Consider the following 21,682-nt stretch of genomic DNA (forward strand, 5'->3'; position numbering starts at 1 on the left):
CGGGCCGGGGGCGTGGACGCCATTGCCAGCGGGCTCGCTTGCGCCTAAAAGCGTGAAAGCGCAAATACCAAGGACCGCTTCCTTGCAGACGGCAGGACAATGACCGACACGATCCGCATCGCTTTCGCCCAGATCAACCCCGTGGTCGGTGACGTCGCCGGCAATGTGGCCCGCATTCGCCAAGCCCGCGCCCAGGCCACGGAGCAAGGGGCCGAGCTTGTCATTTGCGGCGAGTTGACCTTGTCCGGCTATCCGCCGGAAGACCTCGTGCTGAAGAATTCCTTCCTCGCGCGTATCCGCGAAGGGGTCGAGGAATTGGCGGCGGAAACCGCCGATGGCGGCCCGGCCCTGCTGGTCGGGGCGCCCTGGCTGGACGGCGGCAAGCGCCATAACGCGGTGCTGCTGCTCGATGGCGGGCGTATCGCGGCGGTGCGCTACAAGCATCACCTGCCCAATTACGGAGTCTTCGACGAGGTCCGCGTTTTCGAGCCCGGCCCATGCCCCGGCCCCATGGCCTTTCGCGGCCTGCGGCTGGGGGTGATGATCTGCGAGGACATGTGGTTTCCCGACGTCACGGAATGCCTGGAGGAATCGGGCGCCGAGATGCTGGTGGTGGTCAACGGTTCGCCCTTCGAGACGGACAAGTCCGGCATGCGCCAGAACCATGCCGTGGCGCGGGTGACCGAAAGCGGCCTGCCGCTGCTTTACGTCAATCAGGTGGGCGGCCAGGACGAACTGGTCTTCGACGGCGCGTCCTTCGCGCTCGATGCCCGCTGCCGTCCGATCCTGCAGATGCCCGCCTGGGTCGAGGCGGTGGAGACCGCGACCTGGACGCGCGGCGAGAACGGCTGGACCACCGAAAGCACGCTGGCCCCGCCCCTGCACCCGCTGGAAGACATCTATCAGGCGATGATGCTGGGGCTGCGCGACTACGTGACCAAGAACCGCTTCCCCGGCGTGCTGCTGGGCCTGTCGGGCGGCATCGATTCCGCGCTTTCGGCGGCGGTGGCGGTGGATGCCCTGGGGGCGGACAAGGTGCATTGCGTGATGATGCCCTCGCCCTATACCTCGCAGGAAAGCCTGGACGATGCCGAGGCTGTGGCGCGGATGCTGGGCACGCGCTACGACATCATCAATATCGAACCGGCCATGGGCGCCTTCGGCCAGATGCTGTCCGGCCTGTTCGCCGGGACCGAGCCGGGCATCACCGAGGAAAACCTTCAGTCCCGCTCGCGCGGCATCACCCTGATGGCGATCTCCAACAAGTTCGGCCATATGGTGCTGTCCACCGGCAACAAGTCGGAAATGTCCACCGGCTATGCCACGCTCTATGGCGATATGTGCGGCGGCTATTCCGTACTGAAGGACGTCTACAAGACCACCGTCTTCGACCTCTGCCGCTGGCGCAACCAAGCCAAGCCCGCGGGTGCCCTGGGCCCCGACGGCCTGGTCATGCCCGACAGGGTGATCACCAAGCCGCCCTCGGCCGAATTGAAGCCCGACCAGCGCGACCAGGACAGCCTGCCCCCCTATGAGGTGCTGGACGCCATCCTGTCCCATCTGATCGAGGACGAACTCGGCGTCTCCGACGTGGTCGCCAAGGGCTTCGAGGAAGCCCTGGTCCGCCGCGTCTGGCGGATGCTCGATCTGGCGGAATACAAGCGCCGTCAGGCCCCGCCGGGCGTGAAGATCACCAGCCGCGCCTTCGGCCGCGACCGCCGCTATCCCATCACCAATGCCTTTACGAGGAACGCATGAACGTCCTGGTGCGCTTCGCACCCAGCCCCACGGGGCTTCTGCATGTGGGCAATGCCCGTGTCGCCCTGGTCAACTGGCTGTTCGCCAAATCCCATGGCGGCTATTTCCTGCTGCGCATGGACGATACCGATACCGAGCGTTCGCGCCCGGAATTCGCCGACGGCATCATGGAAGACCTGCGCTGGCTGGGCCTGACCTGGGACCGCAAGGCCTGGCAGTCGCAGCGCCATAACCGCTACGCCGCCGCCGTCGAGCAGCTGAAGGCCTTGGGAAGGCTCTATCCCTGCTGGGAAACGCCCGAGGAATTGGAAGCCAAGCGCAAGCGCCGCCTCGCCCAGGGCAAGCCGCCGGTCTACGACCGCGCCGCGCTGAAGCTCAGCGAGGCCGACAAGGCGCGGCTGCAGGAAGAACGCGGCCAGCCCCATTGGCGCTTCAAGCTGGAATCCCGGGAAGTGGCCTGGGAGGACATGGCACGCGGCCATTGCCATTTCCATCCCGACCATCTCAGCGATCCGGTGCTGCTGCGCGGCGACGGCCTGCCGCTCTATACGCTGTGCTCGGTGGTGGACGATGCCGAACTGGGCGTCACCCATATCATCCGCGGCGAGGATCATGTCACCAATACCGCCGTCCAGGTCCAGCTGTTCCAGGCCCTGGGAGCGTCGGTGCCGGAATTCGGCCATCTGCCGCTGCTGACCGATATTTCCGGCGGCGGCCTGTCCAAGCGCCTGGGCAGCGGCTCGCTGCGCGAACTGCGTGAACAGGGCATCCAGCCGATGGCGCTGAACTCGCTGCTGGCCAAGCTGGGCACCTCGGACGCCATCCAGCTGCGCCACAGCCTGGACGAACTGATCGACGAATTCGACATCGGAAAATTCGGCCGTTCGACACCGAAATTCGACCCGGCCGAACTGGCCCATCTCAACAGCCGCCTGGTCCACGAGATGCCCTACGAGGAAGCGAGGAGCCGCCTCGAAGCCATGGGCATGACCGGCGTGGACGAGGCCCTGTGGACGGCCGTGCGGGGCAATCTGGAGCGCCTGGACGACATGCGGGAATGGTGGGGGATCTGCCGGGGCGAGGTCGCGCCGGTGATCGAGGACGCCGATTTCACCGCCCAGGCCGCCGGCCTGCTGCCGCCCGAGCCCTGGGACGAAGACACCTGGGGGCGGTTCACGGCCGCCGTCAAGGAGGCGACGGGCCGCAAGGGCAAGGGCCTGTTCCATCCCCTGCGCCTCGCCATCACCGGGCGCGAGCAGGGGCCGGAACTCAAGACCCTGCTGCCGCTGATCGGCCGCGCCCGCGTCGAAGCCCGGCTGAAGGGACGGACGGCTTAGGAAAGAGAGGCTGGGAAGAAAGAGGCTGAAATGCTTTTGGACCGCCTTCATCTTTCGAGACGCCGCTGATGCGGCTCCTCAAGATGAGGCTATTTCAGCTATTTAGACCTCATGCTGAGGAGCCCCGCAGGGGCGTCTCGAAGCATGGGCCAGTGCCCAGCCCGTTTCGTCATAGCTGCTTTCGCGGGAATGACGAGGAAAAATGAACGAGGTCCAGGAGGCCGAGCCTCCTGGCGGGTTTGGGCGGAGCCCAAGAAGACTTATGCTATGCATGGCCTTTCCGCACAGGGGCGGGCCGCAGGATTTCTCAAGGAGACGAAAGTGCCGCTGGTTCTCTACAACACGCTGACCCGCCAGAAAGAGGCTTTCGAGCCTTTGAATCCCTCGGCTGTCGGCATGTATGTCTGCGGCCCCACCGTCTATGACCGCGCCCATATCGGCAATGCCCGTCCGATCATCGTCTTTGACGTGCTGTACCGCCTGCTCAAACGGCTTTATCCCTCGGTGACCTATGTGCGCAACATCACCGACGTGGACGACAAGATCAATGCGCGGGCCAAGGAGAATGGCGAGCCCATCTCCGCCCTGACCGAGCGGACGACGCGGATGTTCCACGAGGACATCGCCGCGCTGAACGCCCTGCCGCCGGATATCGAGCCGCGCGCCACCGCCCATATCGCGCAGATGATCGCCATGATCGAGACGCTGATCGACAAGGGCCATGCCTATGCCGCCGAGGGGCATGTGCTGTTCTCGGTGCCCTCGATGCCCGATTACGGGTGCCTGTCGCGCCGTTCTCAGGACGAATTGGTCGCCGGAGCCCGCGTCGAGGTCGCGCCCTATAAGAAGAACCCGGCCGATTTCGTGTTGTGGAAGCCTTCGAGCGACGATCTGCCGGGCTGGGACAGCCCCTGGGGGCGCGGGCGGCCGGGCTGGCATATCGAATGCAGCGCCATGTCGGCACAATATCTGGGCAAGACCTTCGACATCCATGGCGGCGGCCAGGACCTGGTCTTTCCCCATCACGAGAACGAGATCGCGCAAAGCCGCTGTGCCCACGGCCAGCCCTTCGCCCGCTATTGGGTGCATAACGGCCATCTGATGGTCGAGGGAGAGAAGATGTCCAAGTCCCTGGGCAACTTCTTCACCGTGCGCGACTTGCTGGAACAGGCGCCGGGCGAGGCCATCCGCCTGTGCATGCTTTCGACCCATTACCACCAGCCGCTGGACTGGACCAATGAGGGGCTGAAGCAGGCCCGCCAGGCCATGGACCGTTTCTACACCGCCCTGCGCAATGCCGAGGACGTCGAGGCCGTGGGCCGCGAGGAATTGCCGCTGGAAATGCTGGCGGCGCTCGAGGACGACCTGAACACGCCCCTGGCCATCGCCCATCTCCATGAACTGGCCGGGGCACTGAACAAGGCCGCTTCGCCCGAGGAGAAGGCCCGCGCAAAGGGGCGGTTGCTGGCGGCGGGCGATGCCTTGGGCGTGTTGCAGCAGGACCCGGAACACTGGTTCAAATGGAGCGCCGCTGGCGGCGATGTGGATGAAATCGAAATCGAATCCCTGATCCGGCAGCGCATGGAGGCCCGCAAGGCGCGCGACTTCGCCTTGGCCGACCGGATCCGCGATGATTTGGCCGCGCGCGGCATCCTATTGGAAGACGGAGCCGGAGGCACCACCTGGAAGAGGGCCTAGCCTTTACCTTTCCCCAACAGAATCCGGGCAATATCCCTGCATGAGCCAAATCGCGATCGAGGTCATTGACGCCCAGCCTCGCAAGAAAGTGCCGGGTCGTCCGCCGTTGCTGTTCATCCATGGCGCCTATTGCGGCGCCTGGGCCTGGAACGAGCATTTCCTGCCCTATTTCGCCAAGAATGGCTGGCGATCCTATGCCTTGTCCTTGCGCGGCCACGGCAAGAGCGGCGGGGAAGAGAATCTGCACAACTGGTCCCTGTGCGATTATGTGGCCGATGTGGAACAGGTCGTCGACGGCATGGAAGAGGTGCCGATCCTGGTGGGGCATTCCATGGGAGCGGCGGTCGCCCAGCTTTATGCCCAGCGCCGCGCCGTTCCGGGCATGGCCTTGTTGCATCCGGTGCCGCCGGAAGGCTTGTTCACGTCCAGCCTGCATATGAGCCTCTATTCCCCCAATGCCTTCTGGCAGTTGGGCGTGCTGCAGGCCTGGGGACATCAGGCGGTGTCGCCCGAAGCCGTCTTCCCTGTGCTGTTCTCGGAGGCGACGCCGCAATCGGCGGTGATGCGCTATCTGCCCCTGATGCAGAAGGAATCGGCCCGGGCGCTTTTCGAGCTGATGACGCCGGGCATCTGGCCTGCCTGCACCAAGGCCGAGCGGGTGCTGGTGATGGGCGGCGAGAAGGACCGTTTCATTCCAGCCGATGCCGTGCGGCGGGCGGCCTGGGCCTATGGCGTCACGCCGATCATGGACCCGGATGTTCCGCATGTGATGCTGCTCGATGCTCTCTGGCGCCGGTCCGCGGATCCGCTTTTGGACTGGCTGGAAGACGTCGAGGCCCGTGCCTTCAGTCATAGTGCTTGAGCAAAGCCGCGTCCTGGGGCATTTTCGTAACTTTCCCTTGGGGCGAGTGATATCCGGCAATGAGCGACAAGCGCGTCTATCTGTACGATTCCACCCTGCGTGACGGGGCCCAGACACAGGGCGTCGATTTCTCTGTTTCCGACAAGGTGGCGATTGCGCGCGAACTGGACAGGTTGGGAATTGATTACGTGGAAGGCGGCTGGCCGGGTGCCAACCCCACCGACGACGCCTTCTTCGAGAATCCTCCTTCCCTGAACCGTGCCCGTCTTTCGGCCTTCGGCATGACCCGCCGGGCCGGGCGCTCGGCTGAGAACGATCCTGGCCTCCAGGCGCTGCTGACCACCAAGGCCCGCGTCGTGACCATGGTCGGCAAGAGCTGGGACTTCCAGGTCCAGACCGCCCTGGGCATCGATCTGGAGGAAAACCTGCGCATGATCGGCGAGAGCATCGCCCATGCGCGCAGCAAGGCCGAGGAAGTGATGTTCGATGCCGAACATTTCTTCGACGGCTTCAAGGGCAACCCCGCCTATGCGCTGAAATGCATCGCCGCCGCCTACGAGGCCGGCGCGCGCTGGGTGGTGCTGTGCGACACCAATGGCGGCACCTTGCCCCATGAGGTGGAAGACATCGTCCGCCAAGTGACGGAAATCGTACCGGGCAGCCATCTGGGCATCCACTGCCATAACGACACCGAATCGGCGGTGGCCAATTCCCTGGCCGCCGTGCGCGCCGGGGCCCGCCAGATCCAGGGTACGCTGAACGGCCTGGGCGAGCGCTGCGGCAATGCCAACCTGATCTCGATCATCCCCAACCTGATGCTCAAGATGGGCTTCGAGACGGGGGTCTCGGCCAACGACCTGACGCGTCTGACCCATGTCTCCCGCGCCCTGGACGAGCGCCTGAACCGCGCGCCCAACCGCAACGCCCCCTATGTCGGCGAATCGGCCTTCGCCCATAAGGGCGGGCTACATGTCTCGGCGGTCGAGAAGGATCCCCGCTGCTACGAACACGTGGTTCCCGATCTGGTCGGCAACCGCCGCCATATCGTCGTCTCCGACCAAGCCGGGCGTTCGAACATCCTGGCCCGCTTCCGCGAGATCGGCCTGGATGTCGAAGCCAATGACCCCAAGGTCGCGCGCCTCGTCGAGGAAGTGAAGCAGCGCGAATACAACGGCTATGCCTATGACGGCGCCGAGGCCAGCTTCGAATTGCTGGCGCGGCGGGCGCTGGAGCATGTGCCGGAATTCTTCCGCCTGAACTCCTTCCGCGTCATCGACGAGCGGCGCTGGAACGCCAAGGGCGAACTGATCACCCTGTCCGAGGCCACCATCAAGGTGGATCTGGGCGGCGAGCGGATGATGACGGTGGCCGAGGGCAACGGCCCGGTCAATGCGCTGGACGCCGCGATGCGCAAGGTGTTGGTCCATCGCTATCCGCAACTGGCCGACCTGAAGCTGGTGGATTACAAGGTCCGCATCCTGACCCCGCAGGCCGGCACCGGCGCCGTCACCCGCGTGATGATCGAAAGCGCCGACGGCCAGGGGGAACGCTGGTCCACCGTCGGCGTCTCGGCCAACGTCATCGACGCGTCCTTCGGCGCCCTCTACGACAGTATCGTCTATAAACTGCTCCGCGACGGAGCCGAGGCGTAGATCATGGCCGGAACCGATTCGTCCAAGCAGCCGGCCCCCAGCGTGCTGAACGGCGAGGGGCCCAGCATCATCCTGGTCCATCCCCAATTGTCCGAGAATATCGGCACGGCGGCCCGCGCCATGCTCAATTGCGGCCTGACCGACATGCGGCTGGTCGCGCCGCGCGAGAATTGGCTGTCCGAGAAGGCGCAGGCGGCCTCGTCGGGGGCGGTCTCGGTGCTGGAAGGGGCCAAGGTCTACAACACCACCGAAGAAGCGATCGCCGACCTGAACTATGTCTATGCCACGACGGGGCGCAACCGCTTCATGACCAAGCCGGTGGTCACGCCGCGCCTGGCCGCGACGGAAATCCACGCCAAGGCGGCGCAGGGGCTGAAATGCGGCGTACTGTTCGGGCGCGAGCGCAACGGCCTGGAAAACGACGACCTGGCCTTGGCCGATGCCATGCTGACCGTGCCGCTCAACCCCGCCTATTGCTCGCTGAACCTGGCGCAGGCGGTGCTGGTGATCGGCTATGAATGGTATCAGGCGGGCGACGAGACCCCGCCCCAGCAGATGAGCCTGGGTCATACCGGCCCGGCGACGAAGGAAGAATTGCTGGGCTTCTTCAACCACCTGGAACGCGAACTGGACGAGTGCGGCTTCTTCCGCAATGAGGAGAAGCGCCCCAGCATGGTGCGCAACATCCGCAACATGTTCCAGCGCGCCGGCTTGACCACGCAGGAAGTCCGCACCCTGCACGGCGTCGTTACCGAATTGGTGACCCTGCGCGACGAGCATGGCCGCCGCGTCGGCATCCCCGCCCGCCGGGGCAAGACGGAGCGGGAGGAAGAATAGGGCGGCTTCCGTCGAACTGAAAAAGGGGAAGGGCGATGGGGGAGATCGGCAAGCCGGATTTCGATGGCGCCTTCCGGCGGAAGCTGGAGGACCTGATCGTCTGGCGGCGGGATGTGCGCCGGTTCCGTACCGATCCGGTGGATGGGACGCTGATCGACCGCCTGATAGAACTGGCCTGCCTGTCGCCTTCGGTGGGCAACAGCCAGCCCTGGCGTTTCGTCCATGTCGAGGACCCGGTGCGACGGGCGGCCGTGCGGGACAATTTCATCGCCAGCAATGCCGAAGCCCTGCAGGATTATTCGGGCGAGCGGGCCCGCCTTTATGCCCGGCTGAAGCTGGCCGGGCTGGACGACGCGCCGGTGCATCTGGCGGTCTTCGCCGATCGCGACACCGAGACCGGCCATGGCCTGGGGCGGCGTTCCATGCCGCTGACCATCGACTATTCGGTGGTGGCGGCGATCCATACCCTGTGGCTGGCGGGACGGTCCTGGGGCCTGGGGGTGGGCTGGGTCTCGATCATCGACCCCGTCCGGGTGCGCGCCGACCTGGATGTCCCTGAGGACTGGATCCTGGTCGCCTATCTTTGCATCGGCTATCCGGTCGAGGAACATGCCGACCCGGAACTGGTCCGCCTCGGCTGGCAGGACCGGGAAGAGATGGGAAAATTCGTCCTGCGGCGCTAAGCCGGGACAAAGGGCGGAGGAGTATTACTTAGGCTTCGGTTTGTCCGGTGGCTTCGTCGCAGGCTTTGCCGCCAGCTTGCCGGGCTTGCGCCTACCGGCAAGGAATTCCAAAAGGGCCCGCAGGGACCCTGGTTTCAGGCCGCGCCATAGGAACATCCTGATCCTCCCGCCTGAGACGCCTAACAGGATGCGGAAAAGAAAAAGGCGGGGGATTTCTCCCCCGCCTCGTCTCGTCAGCGCCAGCCGACCCGGTCGAAGATCCTGACCGCTGCGGCGTTGTTCTCGCCAAGCTTCTGGGCCTGGACCGCATCGGCCTTGAATTCACCCCAGCTGGCCAGGATGGGCGAGACCGCCACGCCCGGCTTCACCGGATATTCGCTGTTGACCTGGGCGTACCATTCCTGGGCCTCGTCCGAGGTCAGGTACTCGATCAGCTTGATCGCTTCTTCCTTGTTCTTCGAGGCCTTGGTCACACCGGCCCCCGACAGGTTGACATGGGTGCCGCGATCGCCCTGGTTCGGGAAGAACACGCCGATCTTCTCGACGACGGCCTTGTCCTCGGCATTATCCGAGGCGGCCATGTTGCCGAAATAATAGGTGTTGGCGATGGCGACGTCGCATTCACCGGCCGCCACGGCCTTGATCTGGTCGCGGTCGCCGCCCTGGGGCTGGCGGGCCATGTTCTCGGCGATGCCCTTGGCCCAGGCTTCGGCCTTTTCCTCGCCTTCGGTGGCGATCATCGCGGCCAGCAGCGATTGGTTGTAGATGTTGCCGGACGAGCGGATGCAGATGCGGCCCTTCCATTCGTCGCCGGCCAGGGCTTCATAGGTCGACAGTTCGGACGGCTGCACCCGGTCCTTGCTGTAGAAGATCACGCGGGCGCGGCGCGACAGGCCATACCAGTTGCCGTCGGAATCGCGGTAGTTGGCGGGCACGTTGCTGTCAAGCACCGGCGAGGAAATGGGTTGGAGCACGTCGGCCATCTTGGCGCTGTGCAGGTTGCCGACGTCGACGGTGATCAGCACGTCGGCGGGGCTGTTGGCCCCTTCGTTCTTCAGGCGCTCGATCAGTTGCTCGGCGGAACCGCTCAGCAGGTTGACCTGCACGCCGGTGCTTTCGCTGTACTGGTCCAGCAGCGGCTTGATCAGGTGATCCTGGCGGGAGGAATAGACATTGACCTCGGCGGCCTGCACGGCAGTGGCGCCGGCCACGGTGGCGGCGGCGACGGCGAAGCCGATAAGACGAGCATGAAGACGCATCAGGTAACCCTTTCTCCCCGAGATTCAAAAATGCGATTGCTAGTTGTTCGCAATTCTTGGCCAGTATGCTTCCCAAGCAGGAGCCTTGGCAAGTGGGTAATGCGAATGCCTCTCAATCGGAGCGCAGGATTAGCATAGGAACAATAAGAGTAAAAGAGGGTTTGGTAGTACGATCCGGTATTACAATCGCAGGGCCTCGGCCAGGCCGTCGAAGATGAATTGCACGGCCAGGGCTGCCAGCAACACGCCGAGCAGGCGGCTGATCACATTGGCTCCCGTCTGGCCCAGCACCCGCAGCACCCGGGTCGCGACCAGCAGCAGGATCAGCAGCAGAAGCAGCACTGCCCCCAGCACGCCCAGGACGCCGGCCGTCGGCAAGGGGCGGCCCGCGGCTTCCCCCATCAGCAGCACCACCGACGTCATGGCGCCGGGACCGGCGATCAAGGGGAAGGCGAGGGGAAAGACGGTGATGTCCTCGCGCCGCACGGCCTCGCGGTCCTCGGTGTCGGTGACCGAGCGCAGCCCGGACTGGCGGGCGAAGACCATGTCCACCGCCAGCAGGAACAGCAGCACGCCGCCCGCCACGCGGAAGGCCGGCAGGCCGATCCCCAGGGCGGTCAGCAAGGGCTCGCCGATGAAGGCGAAGACGAACAGGATGACCGAGGCCAGCAATGTCGCGCGCAGGGCCATGCTGCGGCGCTGATGGTTGGTCTGGCCGTGGGTCATGACGGCGAAGATCGCCGCCGTGCCCACCGGATCGATGATGATGAAGAAAGCGGTGAAGTTATAGAGAAGCGTCTGGGTGTCCAACCGGTCGCTCCATGGCAGTTACGGCCACCCAGACATAGGGTGGTTAGGCTGCCTCCGCCGCTTTTTTCTCGCGTGCCTGTCGCAACCGCTCCTCGGCCAGCTCGTCGGCAAGGGCGGCGGTCGGGCGCCCTTCGGCTTCGGCGCGGCGGAAGATCTCTGCCAGCGTGTCTCCTATGGAATCGACGCGGGCGAGCGCCTGGGGCTTGTTCCAGCCCAGCCGCTCGCCGCCGACATAGATCAGCCCGCCCGCGTTGATGGCGTAGTCGGGGGCGTAGAGGATGGTCTTTTCGGCCAGCATCGCGCCGTGCCGCGCGTCGGCGAGCTGGTTGTTGGCGGACCCGGCGATGATGGGGGCGTTGAGGCGGGGAATGGTGTCGTCGTTCAGTACGCCGCCCAGGGCGCAGGGGCTGAAGACGTCGGCCTCGGTGGCGGCGATCTTGTCGGGAGTGGTGACTTCGGCGCCCAGTTCGGCGGCGGCCCGGGCGCAGGCATCGGCATGGATGTCGGCCACCACCAGCCTTGCTCCCTGTTCCCGGAGCAGGCGGGCCAGGGCGAAGCCGACATTGCCCAGCCCCTGGAGGGCGATGCGGCGTCCCTTGGGGTCTGGATTGCCCAGACGATGGGCCAGGGCGGCGCGGATACCGGCCAGCACGCCCCGGGCGGTGGCGGGCGAGGGATCGCCGAAACTGCCGGAAATGCCCAGGACATGGCGAGTGACCTTGCGCAAGACATCCATGTCGGCGACCGTGGTGCCGACATCCTCGGCGGTGACGTAGCGCCCGCCCAGCGCCTCGACCTTGCGGCCGAAGGCGGCCATCAAGGCGGGTGTCTTGTCGCGGCGGCAATCGCCGATGATGACGGCCTTGCCGCCGCCGAAGGGCAGCCCGGCCAGCGCCGCCTTGTAGGTCATGCCGCGCGACAGGCGCAGCACGTCGCGCAGGGCATCGTCCTCGCTGCCATAGGGCCACATGCGGCAGCCGCCCAGGGCCGGGCCCAGGGTGGTGTCGTGCAGGGCGATCAGGGCGCGCAGGCCGCTGGCGCGATCCTGGCAATGCAGCACCAGTTCGTGTTGGTCGAAATCGGGGGCGTCGAAGACCTGCATCGCTTTTCCTCCCATTTCTTATGGACTTGGCCGAGACGGCTGCCGTCCTTCTTTTTTTAGATTTGGCGGGGGGTACAAAAGCCTTCAATTCGTGCGCCGCAGCAATTCAGCATGGGGAAAGAAGAAAGACTTAGACTTTCTTTCCGATGTTTAGATGCGCTAAATAATTTCGCCGGAGAATGTCTTTCGGAAAGCTTGTTTCCCCGCCCTTGATCCGCGCGGCGGCGGGTGATACAGCCTTGCCCCATGATTTTCGATCCCAGCAGCGGCTTGCCCGTGCATGGCGGCGATCTGGCCGGGGCCGAGGCGCGTTTCGGGCGTCCGGACCAGGGCTGGCTTGACCTGTCCACGGGCATCAATCCCCATTCCTACCCGCTTCCCGCCCTGACGGCGGAGAGCTGGACGCGGCTGCCCGATGCCGGTGCGGACCTGCGGCTGCGCGAGGCGGCGGCGGCATGCTATGGCGCGCCCGGCCCCGACCATGTGGCGGCGGCGGCGGGGACCCAGGCCCTGATCCAATGGCTGCCGCGCCTGCTGCCGCCGGGGATGGTGGCGGTCAGCGGCCCGACCTATGGCGAGCATGCCAAGGCCTGGGAAAGCTGGGGGCATGAGGTGGTCGAGGCCGACCCCGAGGAAGCCGAGACCCTGGCGCGCGTGATCGTAGTGGTCAATCCCAACAATCCCGACGGCCGTTCCCATGACCCCGAGGCCCTGGCCGCCTTGGCCGAGAGGATGGCCGCGCGCGGCGGCCTGCTGGTGGTGGACGAGGCCTTTTGCGACGTCACGCCGGAATTGTCCGCCGCCGGGCGGCTGAGGACCGGCATGGTGGTGTTGCGCTCCTTCGGCAAGTTCTACGGCCTCGCCGGGCTGCGCCTGGGCTTCGCCCTGGCCGAGCCCGATCTGGCCGCCTGCCTGCGGAAATGGCTGGGACCCTGGTCGGTGCCCGGCCCGGCCGTGGCGGTGGGGTGCCGGGCCCTGGCCGACCGCGACTGGGCCGAGGCCATGCGCACGCGGCTGGCGGAGGAGGCGAGGATGCTGGACGAGGTGCTGCGCCAGGCCGGTCTGGCGATCATCGGCGGCACCAGCCTGTTCCGTCTGGCCGGTGCGCCGCGCGCCTGGGCACTGTACGAGCATCTGGCGCGGTCGGGCATCCTGGTACGTCCCTTTTCCCATTCGCCGCGCTGGCTGCGCTTCGGCCTGCCTCCCGACGACGCGGCGCGTCGGCGTCTCGCCCAGGCCCTGGCGGACTGGCGCGGCTGAGAGCCCGCTCCATTCGTGCGGGCTAGATTTGCGTATGTCGCTTGCGCCCCGATCTATCCAGTTCGAGGTCTTTCTCCCCGTTGGGCAGGCGTGGAATCATGGTTCTTTCCGATGGACCGGAGCGCGCCGGCCCGCCAGCCGCCCCGGCCCGCAAGCGTCGCAACGTCTTCGGGAGGCTGAATGCTCACGGATCCGCTCGATTGCCCCAAGCCGGGTTGCAGAAGTTTCGAGGTCCAGCTCTACAACCAGGAAGTCCGCGAACTTCTGAAGCAGAACAAGCACCACACCCGCTATTCCGACCGTTGGGCCGACATCAACCGCCAAGTGGTCCAGGCCCATGACGAAGGCGAGGCCCGCCAACTGGCCGCCCGCCGCTATCCGCCGGAGGAAGGCTTCGTCATCTCCGGCGTGTCCAATATCCATTGAGGAAAACCAACGACTGAAGGGCTCGGGGGGAGGGGTGGCCTATGCCGCCTTTCCTGCCGCTGCCGTCTTGACCGAAGCGGAGGTCCCCCGCACCCTGTCGGTCCAACACCGATGCGGGAGAGGTCATGTTCAAGAACGATCTGCTGAAGGGCAAGCGCATCCTGGTTACCGGCGGCGGAACCGGGCTGGGGAGAAGTATGGCCGGGCGCTTCGCCGAACTGGGGGCCGATCTGGTGCTGACGGGGCGCCGGGCCGAGGTGCTGGAGGAAGCGGCCGAGGAATTCCGCAAGCTTCATTCCGTTGAGGTCGAGGCCATTCCCTGCGACATCCGTGATCCGGCGGCCGTCGACGCCATGCTGGATCAGGCCTGGGCCAAGGGGGCGCTGGATTCCCTGGTCAACAATGCCGCAGGCAATTTCATCGCCCGTACCGAAGGCCTGTCGCACCGCGCCGTCGATGCGGTGCTGGCAACCGTGCTGCACGGCACCGCCTATGTGACTCTGGGCTGCGGCAAGCGTTGGCTGGCGGAAGGACGCAAGGCTTCCGTGCTGTCGGTGGTGACCACCTATGCCTGGACCGGTTCGGCCTTCGTCGTGCCTTCGGCCATGGCCAAGGCGGGTGTGCTGGCCATGACCCGCAGCCTGGCCGTGGAATGGGGCGGGCGCGGCATCCGACTCAATGCTGTGGCGCCAGGCCCGTTCCCGACCAAGGGCGCATGGGAGCGCCTGGTCCCGCGCGAAGACTTGGCCGATACCTTCGAGCGCAAGAATCCCCTGGGCCGCGTCGGCGACCATGCCGAACTCGCCAATCTCGCCACCTATCTGCTGGCCGATGAAGCCGGCTATATCAACGGCGAAGTCGTCACCATCGACGGCGGTGAATGGCTGCAAGGCGCCGGGCAGTTCAACTTCTTGTCCGCTTTGACGGATGAGGATTGGGAAGAGATAAAGCCAAAGAAATAGATTGGAATTTCAGGGCATGGAAGAGCGCAGATATATTTGCTCTTCAAATCGTCATCCCCGCGAAAGCGGGGGGCTATGCTGTGACACGATAGATTAGATTCCCGCTTTCGCGGGAATGACAGGAAAAGGTGTGGATGCCCTCGGGTATATAGCCGTTTATTCGTGTTTATCTGTGTTTCAGCAAGCTCTCTTTAGAAGAAGTTCAGCGGCATCCGCGCTTCCCAGAACAAATAGGCGTCGGCGTCTTCGAGCATCACGCCGTCGAATCCCAAATCCATGATGCCGGCGATGGTGCGGCCCAGAATGTCCTTCCAGGGCTCGGCCTCGTAATCGACCACATAGCTGCCGGGCACGGTGGCGGGGGCGGACAGCCATGCGGGATTGCCCAGGCGCCAGTCCTTGTTCCAGTAGAAGCCGGTCTCGCGCGCGATGCCGAGGCTCATCGAGGCGAAGACGAGGCGGCGGCTGCCCAGGCTCTTGTATTTCAGCTTCTGCACTTCCTCGCGCGTCAGCGGATCGGCCATGCGGTGGAAGGGATTGACGATCAGCAAATCGTGATTGGTGCCGCGCAAGGCGGCGATCCAGTCGGCCCGGCTGTCCCAGCTCCGCGAATCCTCGTGCAGCAGGAAGTTCCTGGCGGCCGCCAGCGACATCACGCTTTCGGCATTCTCGCCCCAGGGGCGGCCGCTGGGGATGGTTGCCATCTGCTGGCCGCCCTCGGCATAGGCCAGCATATTGGCCGAGGCGGCGCGGCGATGGGCGTTGCTGCGCAGGTCGGCCTTGCCGCAATGCTCCACCGTCAGCATCCGCGGGCCTTCGCGCCGCACGGTCTGGGCCAGGGCGAGGGTATCCTCGGTATCGCCCGCGCTGGTGGCGCGGTCCCATTCGTCGCGGCCGCAGAAGGTGCCGTCCAGCACGAAGCCGTCGACGGCGCGCAGATAGACCCGTTCCAGCGTGCCCTGGGACGGAATGATCACGTCGTCGCGTCCTTCGGCGAGGAATTCGTCCAGTTGCACCTCGCGGTCTGAGCGTTGGGCGAGTTCCAGACCGTCGCGCACCAGGACCAGGAAGTTCGGGTCGCGCGTCTTGGCATAGGACGAGATCTCGCCCACGATGGCGCGCATGGAGCGGCGGAAGTTCGGAACCTGGTCCGGTTCGACAATCAGCGGTTCGGAGAAGCTGCCCGGGTCGGGCATGTTGCGCCCCTGGGCCTGGGCGGGAGAGGTCAGAAGCAGACCGGACAGGGCCAGCGAGGAGAACAGGGCAAGCGTTTTCATCAGGTCAACTCCGCGACCATCTCGGCCAGCGCCAGCGAGGCGGTCAGGCCGGGGGATTCGATACCGTAAAGAGCGACCACACCTTCGGCGTCATGCTCGCGCCGGGTATGGATCAGGAAATCGGCGGCGGCCTGTCCCTGGGGCAGGATCTTCGGCCGCATGCCGGCATAGCCGGGGCGCAGCGCCCCGTCGGGCAGGTCCGGCCAGTAGCGGCGGATGGAGGCGTAGAAGACGTCGGCGCGCCGTGCGTCCACCTGATAATCGATGCCGTCCACCCATTCCGTGTCGGGGCCGAAACGCCCCTGGCCGGCGAGGTCGAGCGTGTAATGGATACCCAGCCCGCCGCCGACCGGCACCGGATAGACCAGCCGCGAGAAAGGCCGCTTGCCGGACAGAAGGAAGTAGTTGCCCTTGCACAGATGGAGCGGCGGCACCTTGTCCAGCCCCAGGGCCTGGGAGACCTTCTGGGCGCCCAGCCCGGCGCAATTGACGACGGTGCGGCAGGACAGGGTCATGGGATCGGCGCCGCCCGTCTCGATCACCCGGCCCCGGCCGCCGGTGACGGGGGTGTTGAACACCACCTGGGCGCCATGGGCTTCGGCTTCGGCTTGCAGGGCCAGCATGTAGCCATGGGAATCGAGGATGCCGGTGGCGGGCGAGAACAGCGCCGAGACGCAGGACAGTTCCGGCTCCAGTGCGCGGGCCTCGCTGGCGGTCAGGCGGCGCAGGGGCTCGGTGCCGTTGAGGCGTGCCTTCTCCATCAATCCGTCGAGCACGCGGTCCTCGGCCTCGTCGGTCGCGACGATCAGCTTGCCGGTCATGGCGAAATCGACGCCGCGTTCGCTGCAGAAATCGCGCAGCATGCGGTTGCCGCGCACGCAGAGGCGGGCCTTCAGGCTGTCCTTGGGATAATACATGCCGGCATGGATGACCTCGCTGTTGCGCGAGGAGGTGCCGGTGCCGATGGCCCCGGCTTCTTCCAGGACCAGCACCTCGCGCCCGCGCAGCGCCAGGGCGCGGGCGACGGCCAATCCTACGGCACCGGCGCCGATCACGGCGCAATCTATGGTCTCGGTCATGATGGCGGAGAATAGCAGCCCCTTCCTGACTGCGGAAGAAATGATAGACTGCGCGCAGGAAGAAGGAGTTGCCCGTGTCGAACCGGATCAATGCGTCGAACCGCCTGAGAACCGCCTGTCCCCATGACTGCCCCAGTGCCTGCGCCGTCGAGGCCGAGGTGCTGCCGGACGGCAAGGTCGGGCGGCTGCATGGCGGGGCGATGCCCTATACCGACGGCATCCTCTGCGCCAAGGTCGCCCGTTATGCCGAGCGCGTCCATAATCCCGGCCGGATCGAGACGCCGCTTCTGCGCGACGGGCCCAAGGGCAGCGGCCGTTTCCGCCCTATCACCTGGGACGAGGCCATGGACCGGCTGGTGGCGGAGATCAGGCAGGCGACCGAACGCCATGGGGCGGAAACGGTCTGGCCTTACTTCTATGGCGGCACGCTGGGCGTGGTGCAGCAGGGTTCGACCAAGCGCCTGCGCCATGTCATGGGCTGGTCGGGGCTGAAGGAAACCATCTGCAGCACCGTCGCCGGGACCGGCTGGATGGCCGGGGCCGGGGTCAAGCGCGGCCTCGATCCCCGGGAAATGACTGAAAGCGATCTGATCGTCATCTGGGGCGCCAATCCGGTGGCGACCCAGGTGCATCTGATGAGCCTGATCCAGCAGGCCAAGCGCAACCGTGGCGCCAAGCTGGTGGTGATCGACCCCTATCGCACGCCGACGGCGGAAAAGGCCGACCTGCATCTGTGCCTCAAGCCCGGCACCGACGGCGCCTTGGCCTGCGCGGTGATGCATGTGCTGTTCAAGGAAGGCTTCGCCGACCGCGATTATATCGAGCGCTACACCAGCGGCGCGGCGGAACTGGAAGCCCATCTGGCGTCCCGTGATCCCGCCTGGGCGTCCGAGATCACCGGCCTGACGGAAGAGGAAATCCTGGCCTTCGCCCAGATCTACGGGCGGACCAAGCGCAGCTTCCTGCGGCTGGGCTATGGCTTTTCCCGCAGCCGGAACGGCGCCGTCTCGATGCATGCCGCCGCCTGCCTGCCCGCCATCACCGGTGCCTGGCGCCATCCGGGCGGTGGAGCGGTGCAGAGCAATTCGGCCACGGCGGATATCGATGCCTCCTTCGTGCAGGCGAAGGACTATCGCAAGCGCAAGGTCCGCAACCTGGATATGAGCCGCCTGGGCCGGGTGCTGGCCAACGAGCCGGACGATCTGGCGGGGGGCCCGCCGGTCACGGTGATGCTGGTGCAGAACACCAATCCGGCCCTGGTGGCGCCGGAATCCGCCCTGGTGCGGCAGGGCTTGCTGCGCGAGGACCTGTTCCTCTGCGTGCATGAGCAGGTGATGACGGAAACGGCGCTGCTGGCCGATCTGGTGCTGCCCGCGCCGACCTTCCTGGAACATGACGATCTGGTGCAGTCCTATGGTCATACCCTGGTCCAGGTGGCGCCCAAGGTGATCGAGCCGCTGGGCCAGGCGCGCAGCAATCACGACCTGATCAACGATCTGGCCCAGCGTCTGGGGGCCGCGCATCCGGCCTTCGGGATGACGGCCTGGGAACTGGTCGACGATACCCTGCGGCGTTCCGGCCTGCCGGGGGCGGACGAGCTTTACGAGAAAGGCTGGGCGGACCGGGCGCTGCCCTTCGAGACGGCCCATTTCCTGGATGGTTTCGGCTGGCCGGACGGGCGCTTCCGCTTCAAGCCCGATTGGTCGGCGGTGGGCAGCGATACCGAGGGCATGCCCGCCCTGCCGGACCACTGGGCGGTGACGGAAGCGGCCGATGACGAGCATCCCTTCCGCCTGGTCACGGCGCCGTCGCGCCATTTCCTGAATTCCTGCTTCAACGACACGCCGACCTCGCGCAGTCAGGCCCAGCGGCCGACGGCGCTGCTGCATCCCGAGGATTGCGCCGCTCTGGGCCTGGCGGAGGGCGGTCTGGTGCGAATCGGCAACAGGCGCGGCGAGACCGCTTTGCATCTTCGTCCCTTCGAGGGCCTGCGCCGGGGCACGGTGGTGGTGGAAGGCATCTGGGGCAGCAACGACTTTCCCGGCGGGGCGGGGATCAACACCCTGGTCGGGGCGGAAGCCGTGCAGCCGGCGGGCGGGGCCGCCTTTCATGATACTGCCGTCTGGCTCAAGCCCGCCTGACTCACTATCTTCGTCTGGTCATGACGGAGAAAAACCTGCCCGCGAAGGGCGAAGTCGACGCTTTCCTGAACAAACTCGCTTCGGCGCCGAAACCGGCGCCGGGGCCGCAGGGGCGTCTGATCTTCGCCATGGATGCCACGGCCAGCCGGCAGCATAGCTGGGACCGCGCCGTCCATATCCAGGCCGAGATGTTCCAGGAGACCAAATCCCTGGGCGGCCTGCTGATCCAGCTTGCCTGGTATCGCGGTTTCGGGGAATTCCAGGCCAGCCCCTGGACCGCGCAGTCCGAGGATCTGGCGCGGCGGATGACGGCGGTATCCTGCCGGGGCGGCCAGACCCAGATCGGACGCCTGCTCGACCATGCCATCAAGGAAACCGGGCGCAACAAGGTCAATGCCCTGGTCTTCGTCGGCGATGCGGTCGAGGAGAATCCCGACATCCTGTGCCACAAGGCCGGACAGCTGGGGCTGCTGGGGGTTCCGCTCTTCCTGTTCCATGAAGGCACCGATCCCAATGCCGCCTCCACCTTCGCCGAGATGGCGCGGCTGTCGGGCGGGGCCTGCTGCCGCTTCGACGCCTCCAGTCCGCAACAACTGCGCGAGCTGCTGTCCGCCGTGGCGGTTTTCGCCGCCGGGGGGCGCAAGGCGCTGGCCGATTACGGCAAGCGCCGGGGCGGCGAGGTGCTGCGCCTGACTCACCAGATGGGCGGAGGCTGAGCCATGGCCCTGCTGCTGGGGGTGGTCCTGCTGGTGGGCTTCATCCTGCTCGCCCGCTGGTATGCGACGGCCTCGCCCGGTGCGGTGCTGCGCAACCTGCGCTGGGCGGGATTGTTCCTGGCGGTCGTGGCCTTGGTGCTGCTGGCGGTGACGGGGCGGCTGAACTGGCTGTTCGCCGCTTTCGCCGCCTTGCTGCCCTGGTTCGGGCGCGCTTTGCGGATGCTGCCCCGCATCTTCGGCCTGCTTCCACTGCTGCGCATGATCCAGGGCTTGGGCGGCGGGATGGCGGGACCGGCCGCCGGTACCGCCTCGGGCCGTGCCTCATCCGCAGGCCGGGAATCTTCCGGCCAGACCTCCAGCATCGAGACGCCGCTGCTGCGCATGTTCCTGGATCATGCCACCGGCCGGGTCTCGGGCGAAGTGCTGTCCGGCAGCATGGCCGGGCGGAGGCTGGAGGAATTGACGGAAGCGGAAGGGCTGGCGCTGCTGTCCGAGGCGGCGTCGGATGAACAATCGCGCCAATTGGTCGAAGCCTGGCTCGACCGTACTTGGCCGGAATGGCGCGAGCGGACACATCAGGATGAAGCTTCTTCTTCCTCCGGTTCCGGCCCCATGACCCGTGAGGAAGCCTTGGCCATTTTGGGGCTGTCCCCCGGGGCTACGCCCGAAGACATCAAGGCCGCCCATCGTCGTCTTATGGCCGGGGCCCATCCCGACCGGGGCGGTTCCTCTTGGCTCGCTGCCAAGTTGAATGAAGCCCGCGATCTTTTGCTTTCGACCTAATTCCGCCTCTATTATCCATATGATGGCCTAAATACTCCGTCAGGCGCCGGTTGCGCGGGGCCTGGAGGCATGGCACATACAGCACGTGGTTTCAGAGGCCATGTGCTGTAGGGCTGATTCCGTTACTATCAGAAAGGATTTCTCTATGCGTCGCGTGCGTAAGGCGGTTTTTCCTGTAGGCGGCATGGGTACCCGTTTCCTTCCGGCAACCAAGGCGATGCCGAAGGAAATGCTGCCGGTGGTGGACAAGCCGCTGATTCAGTATGCGGTGGAGGAAGCCGCCGCCGCCGGAATCGAACACTTCATCTTCGTCACCGGACGCGGCAAGACGGCCCTGGAAGACCATTTCGACCATGCTCCCGACTTGGAACGCACGCTCTCCGAGCGCGGCAAGTTCAAGGAAATCGAGATGGTCACCTCGTGGATGCCTAAATCCGGCCAGGTGTCCTATACCCGCCAGACCGAGCCCCTGGGGCTGGGCCATGCCGTCTGGTGCGCCAGGGACCTGGTCGAGAACGAGCCTTTCGCCGTCATCCTGCCGGACGACCTGATCCTCTCCAAGACCCCCTGCCTGCGTCAGATGGTCGACCTGCACACGGAAGTGGGCGGCAACGTGGTCGCGGTCATCGATGTCCCGCGCGAGCATGTGAAGCGTTACGGCATCCTTGACGTGGAACACGACAACGGCCGCATCGCACGTGCCAAGGGCTTGATCGAAAAACCCGATCCGGAAACGGCGCCGTCCACCCTGTCCATCACCGGGCGCTACATCCTGCATCCCCGCGTCTTCGAATTCCTGGACAAGCAGCAGAAGGGTGCGGGCAACGAGATCCAGCTGACGGACGCCATCGCCCAGACCATCGGCGGCGTGCCGTTCCACGGACTGCGCTTCGAAGGTACCCGCTACGACTGCGGCGACAAGGTGGGTTGGCTGTCCGCCAATATCGCTTTTGCCCTGGCTCGCGAGGATATGCATGATCAGGTGGCGGAAGTCGTTCAATCTTTCGTCAAGTAGAACCGCGCTACATAGATCGGCCCTG

The 21,682-nt window shown here is 65.7% G+C and carries 19 protein-coding genes; 14 read left to right on the forward strand and 5 right to left on the reverse strand.

Annotation, left to right across the window (positions count from 1 at the left end):
* Nucleotides 1-99: 99 nt before the first annotated feature.
* The 7 genes from EPD66_RS09590 to bluB all read left to right on the forward strand — a co-directional run bounded on the left by EPD66_RS09590 (nucleotide 100) and on the right by bluB (nucleotide 8,827).
* Nucleotides 100-1,758 carry an NAD+ synthase gene (locus EPD66_RS09590; RefSeq protein WP_142848278.1) on the forward strand — a complete coding sequence of 553 codons (1,659 nt, stop codon included), beginning with the start codon at nucleotides 100-102 and terminating at the stop codon, nucleotides 1,756-1,758.
* Nucleotides 1,755-3,095, forward strand: a complete 1,341-nt coding sequence (gene gltX / locus EPD66_RS09595) for a glutamate--tRNA ligase (RefSeq protein WP_142848279.1) — start codon at nucleotides 1,755-1,757, stop codon at nucleotides 3,093-3,095. Before EPD66_RS09590 ends, gltX begins: the two co-directional genes overlap by 4 nt.
* A 321-nt stretch (nucleotides 3,096-3,416) precedes the next feature.
* On the forward strand, nucleotides 3,417-4,793 hold the full coding sequence (gene cysS, locus EPD66_RS09600; RefSeq protein ID WP_142848280.1) for a cysteine--tRNA ligase: 1,377 nt from the start codon (nucleotides 3,417-3,419) through the stop codon (nucleotides 4,791-4,793).
* A gap of 40 nt (nucleotides 4,794-4,833) precedes the next feature.
* Nucleotides 4,834-5,655, forward strand: coding sequence for an alpha/beta hydrolase (locus EPD66_RS09605; RefSeq protein WP_185961336.1), 822 nt, complete (start codon nucleotides 4,834-4,836; stop codon nucleotides 5,653-5,655).
* Nucleotides 5,656-5,714: 59 nt separating this feature from the next.
* Nucleotides 5,715-7,307, forward strand: coding sequence for a citramalate synthase (cimA, locus tag EPD66_RS09610; RefSeq protein ID WP_142848282.1), 1,593 nt, complete (start codon nucleotides 5,715-5,717; stop codon nucleotides 7,305-7,307).
* A 3-nt stretch (nucleotides 7,308-7,310) separates the two neighbouring features.
* Nucleotides 7,311-8,144 carry an RNA methyltransferase gene (locus tag EPD66_RS09615; protein ID WP_142848283.1) on the forward strand — a complete coding sequence of 278 codons (834 nt, stop codon included), beginning with the start codon at nucleotides 7,311-7,313 and terminating at the stop codon, nucleotides 8,142-8,144.
* A gap of 35 nt (nucleotides 8,145-8,179) precedes the next feature.
* Entirely contained in the window at nucleotides 8,180-8,827 is a 648-nt protein-coding gene (gene bluB, locus EPD66_RS09620) for a 5,6-dimethylbenzimidazole synthase (RefSeq protein WP_142848284.1), read from the forward strand.
* 233 nt (nucleotides 8,828-9,060) lie between these two features.
* On the opposite strand, the gene EPD66_RS09625 is transcribed toward bluB, so the two are convergent.
* From EPD66_RS09625 to EPD66_RS09635, 3 genes are all read right to left on the reverse strand, one after another.
* Entirely contained in the window at nucleotides 9,061-10,086 is a 1,026-nt protein-coding gene (locus tag EPD66_RS09625) for a Fe(3+) ABC transporter substrate-binding protein (RefSeq protein ID WP_142848285.1), read from the reverse strand.
* A 180-nt stretch (nucleotides 10,087-10,266) separates the two neighbouring features.
* Complete coding sequence (locus EPD66_RS09630; protein WP_142848286.1) at nucleotides 10,267-10,896, reverse strand: MarC family protein; 630 nt, start codon at nucleotides 10,894-10,896, stop codon at nucleotides 10,267-10,269.
* 43 nt (nucleotides 10,897-10,939) lie between these two features.
* Nucleotides 10,940-11,998: a Glu/Leu/Phe/Val dehydrogenase dimerization domain-containing protein gene (locus EPD66_RS09635; RefSeq protein ID WP_142848287.1), complete on the reverse strand. Its 1,059-nt coding sequence runs from the start codon at nucleotides 11,996-11,998 to the stop codon at nucleotides 10,940-10,942.
* Nucleotides 11,999-12,244: 246 nt separating this feature from the next.
* Here EPD66_RS09635 and cobD point away from each other — a divergent pair, with 246 nt between their 5' ends.
* The 3 genes from cobD to EPD66_RS09650 all read left to right on the forward strand — a co-directional run bounded on the left by cobD (nucleotide 12,245) and on the right by EPD66_RS09650 (nucleotide 14,646).
* Nucleotides 12,245-13,258 carry a threonine-phosphate decarboxylase CobD gene (gene cobD, locus EPD66_RS09640; protein WP_142848288.1) on the forward strand — a complete coding sequence of 338 codons (1,014 nt, stop codon included), beginning with the start codon at nucleotides 12,245-12,247 and terminating at the stop codon, nucleotides 13,256-13,258.
* Nucleotides 13,259-13,438: 180 nt separating this feature from the next.
* Nucleotides 13,439-13,684, forward strand: coding sequence for a hypothetical protein (locus tag EPD66_RS09645; protein ID WP_142848289.1), 246 nt, complete (start codon nucleotides 13,439-13,441; stop codon nucleotides 13,682-13,684).
* A gap of 125 nt (nucleotides 13,685-13,809) precedes the next feature.
* Nucleotides 13,810-14,646: an SDR family oxidoreductase gene (locus EPD66_RS09650; RefSeq protein ID WP_142848290.1), complete on the forward strand. Its 837-nt coding sequence runs from the start codon at nucleotides 13,810-13,812 to the stop codon at nucleotides 14,644-14,646.
* Nucleotides 14,647-14,837: 191 nt separating this feature from the next.
* Here the strand turns inward: EPD66_RS09650 and EPD66_RS09655 are convergent, their stop codons facing one another.
* Both EPD66_RS09655 and EPD66_RS09660 read right to left on the reverse strand, forming a co-directional pair.
* Nucleotides 14,838-15,923 (reverse strand): hypothetical protein, encoded by a 1,086-nt coding sequence (locus EPD66_RS09655; RefSeq protein ID WP_142848291.1) that lies wholly within the window; start codon nucleotides 15,921-15,923, stop codon nucleotides 14,838-14,840.
* Complete coding sequence (locus tag EPD66_RS09660) at nucleotides 15,923-17,002, reverse strand: NAD(P)/FAD-dependent oxidoreductase (protein WP_142848292.1); 1,080 nt, start codon at nucleotides 17,000-17,002, stop codon at nucleotides 15,923-15,925. The genes EPD66_RS09655 and EPD66_RS09660 overlap by 1 nt, the downstream gene beginning before the upstream one ends.
* Before the next feature lie 74 nt (nucleotides 17,003-17,076).
* On the opposite strand from EPD66_RS09660, the gene EPD66_RS09665 reads away from it, so the two are divergent.
* From EPD66_RS09665 to galU, 4 genes are all read left to right on the forward strand, one after another.
* The gene (locus EPD66_RS09665) at nucleotides 17,077-19,143 is read left to right on the forward strand and encodes a molybdopterin oxidoreductase family protein (protein WP_142848293.1); all 2,067 of its coding nucleotides are present in this window, start codon (nucleotides 17,077-17,079) and stop codon (nucleotides 19,141-19,143) included.
* A gap of 20 nt (nucleotides 19,144-19,163) precedes the next feature.
* The gene (locus EPD66_RS09670; protein WP_142848294.1) at nucleotides 19,164-19,859 is read left to right on the forward strand and encodes a VWA domain-containing protein; all 696 of its coding nucleotides are present in this window, start codon (nucleotides 19,164-19,166) and stop codon (nucleotides 19,857-19,859) included.
* A gap of 3 nt (nucleotides 19,860-19,862) precedes the next feature.
* Nucleotides 19,863-20,642: a molecular chaperone DnaJ gene (locus EPD66_RS09675; RefSeq protein WP_142848295.1), complete on the forward strand. Its 780-nt coding sequence runs from the start codon at nucleotides 19,863-19,865 to the stop codon at nucleotides 20,640-20,642.
* A gap of 145 nt (nucleotides 20,643-20,787) precedes the next feature.
* Entirely contained in the window at nucleotides 20,788-21,657 is an 870-nt protein-coding gene (gene galU / locus EPD66_RS09680; protein ID WP_142848296.1) for a UTP--glucose-1-phosphate uridylyltransferase GalU, read from the forward strand.
* The last annotated feature ends 25 nt before the right edge of the window (nucleotides 21,658-21,682 follow it).

The sequence above is a fragment of the Telmatospirillum sp. J64-1 genome (assembly GCF_006980715.1).
Taxonomy (GTDB): Bacteria; Pseudomonadota; Alphaproteobacteria; order Rhodospirillales; family Magnetospirillaceae; genus Oleiliquidispirillum; species Oleiliquidispirillum nitrogeniifigens.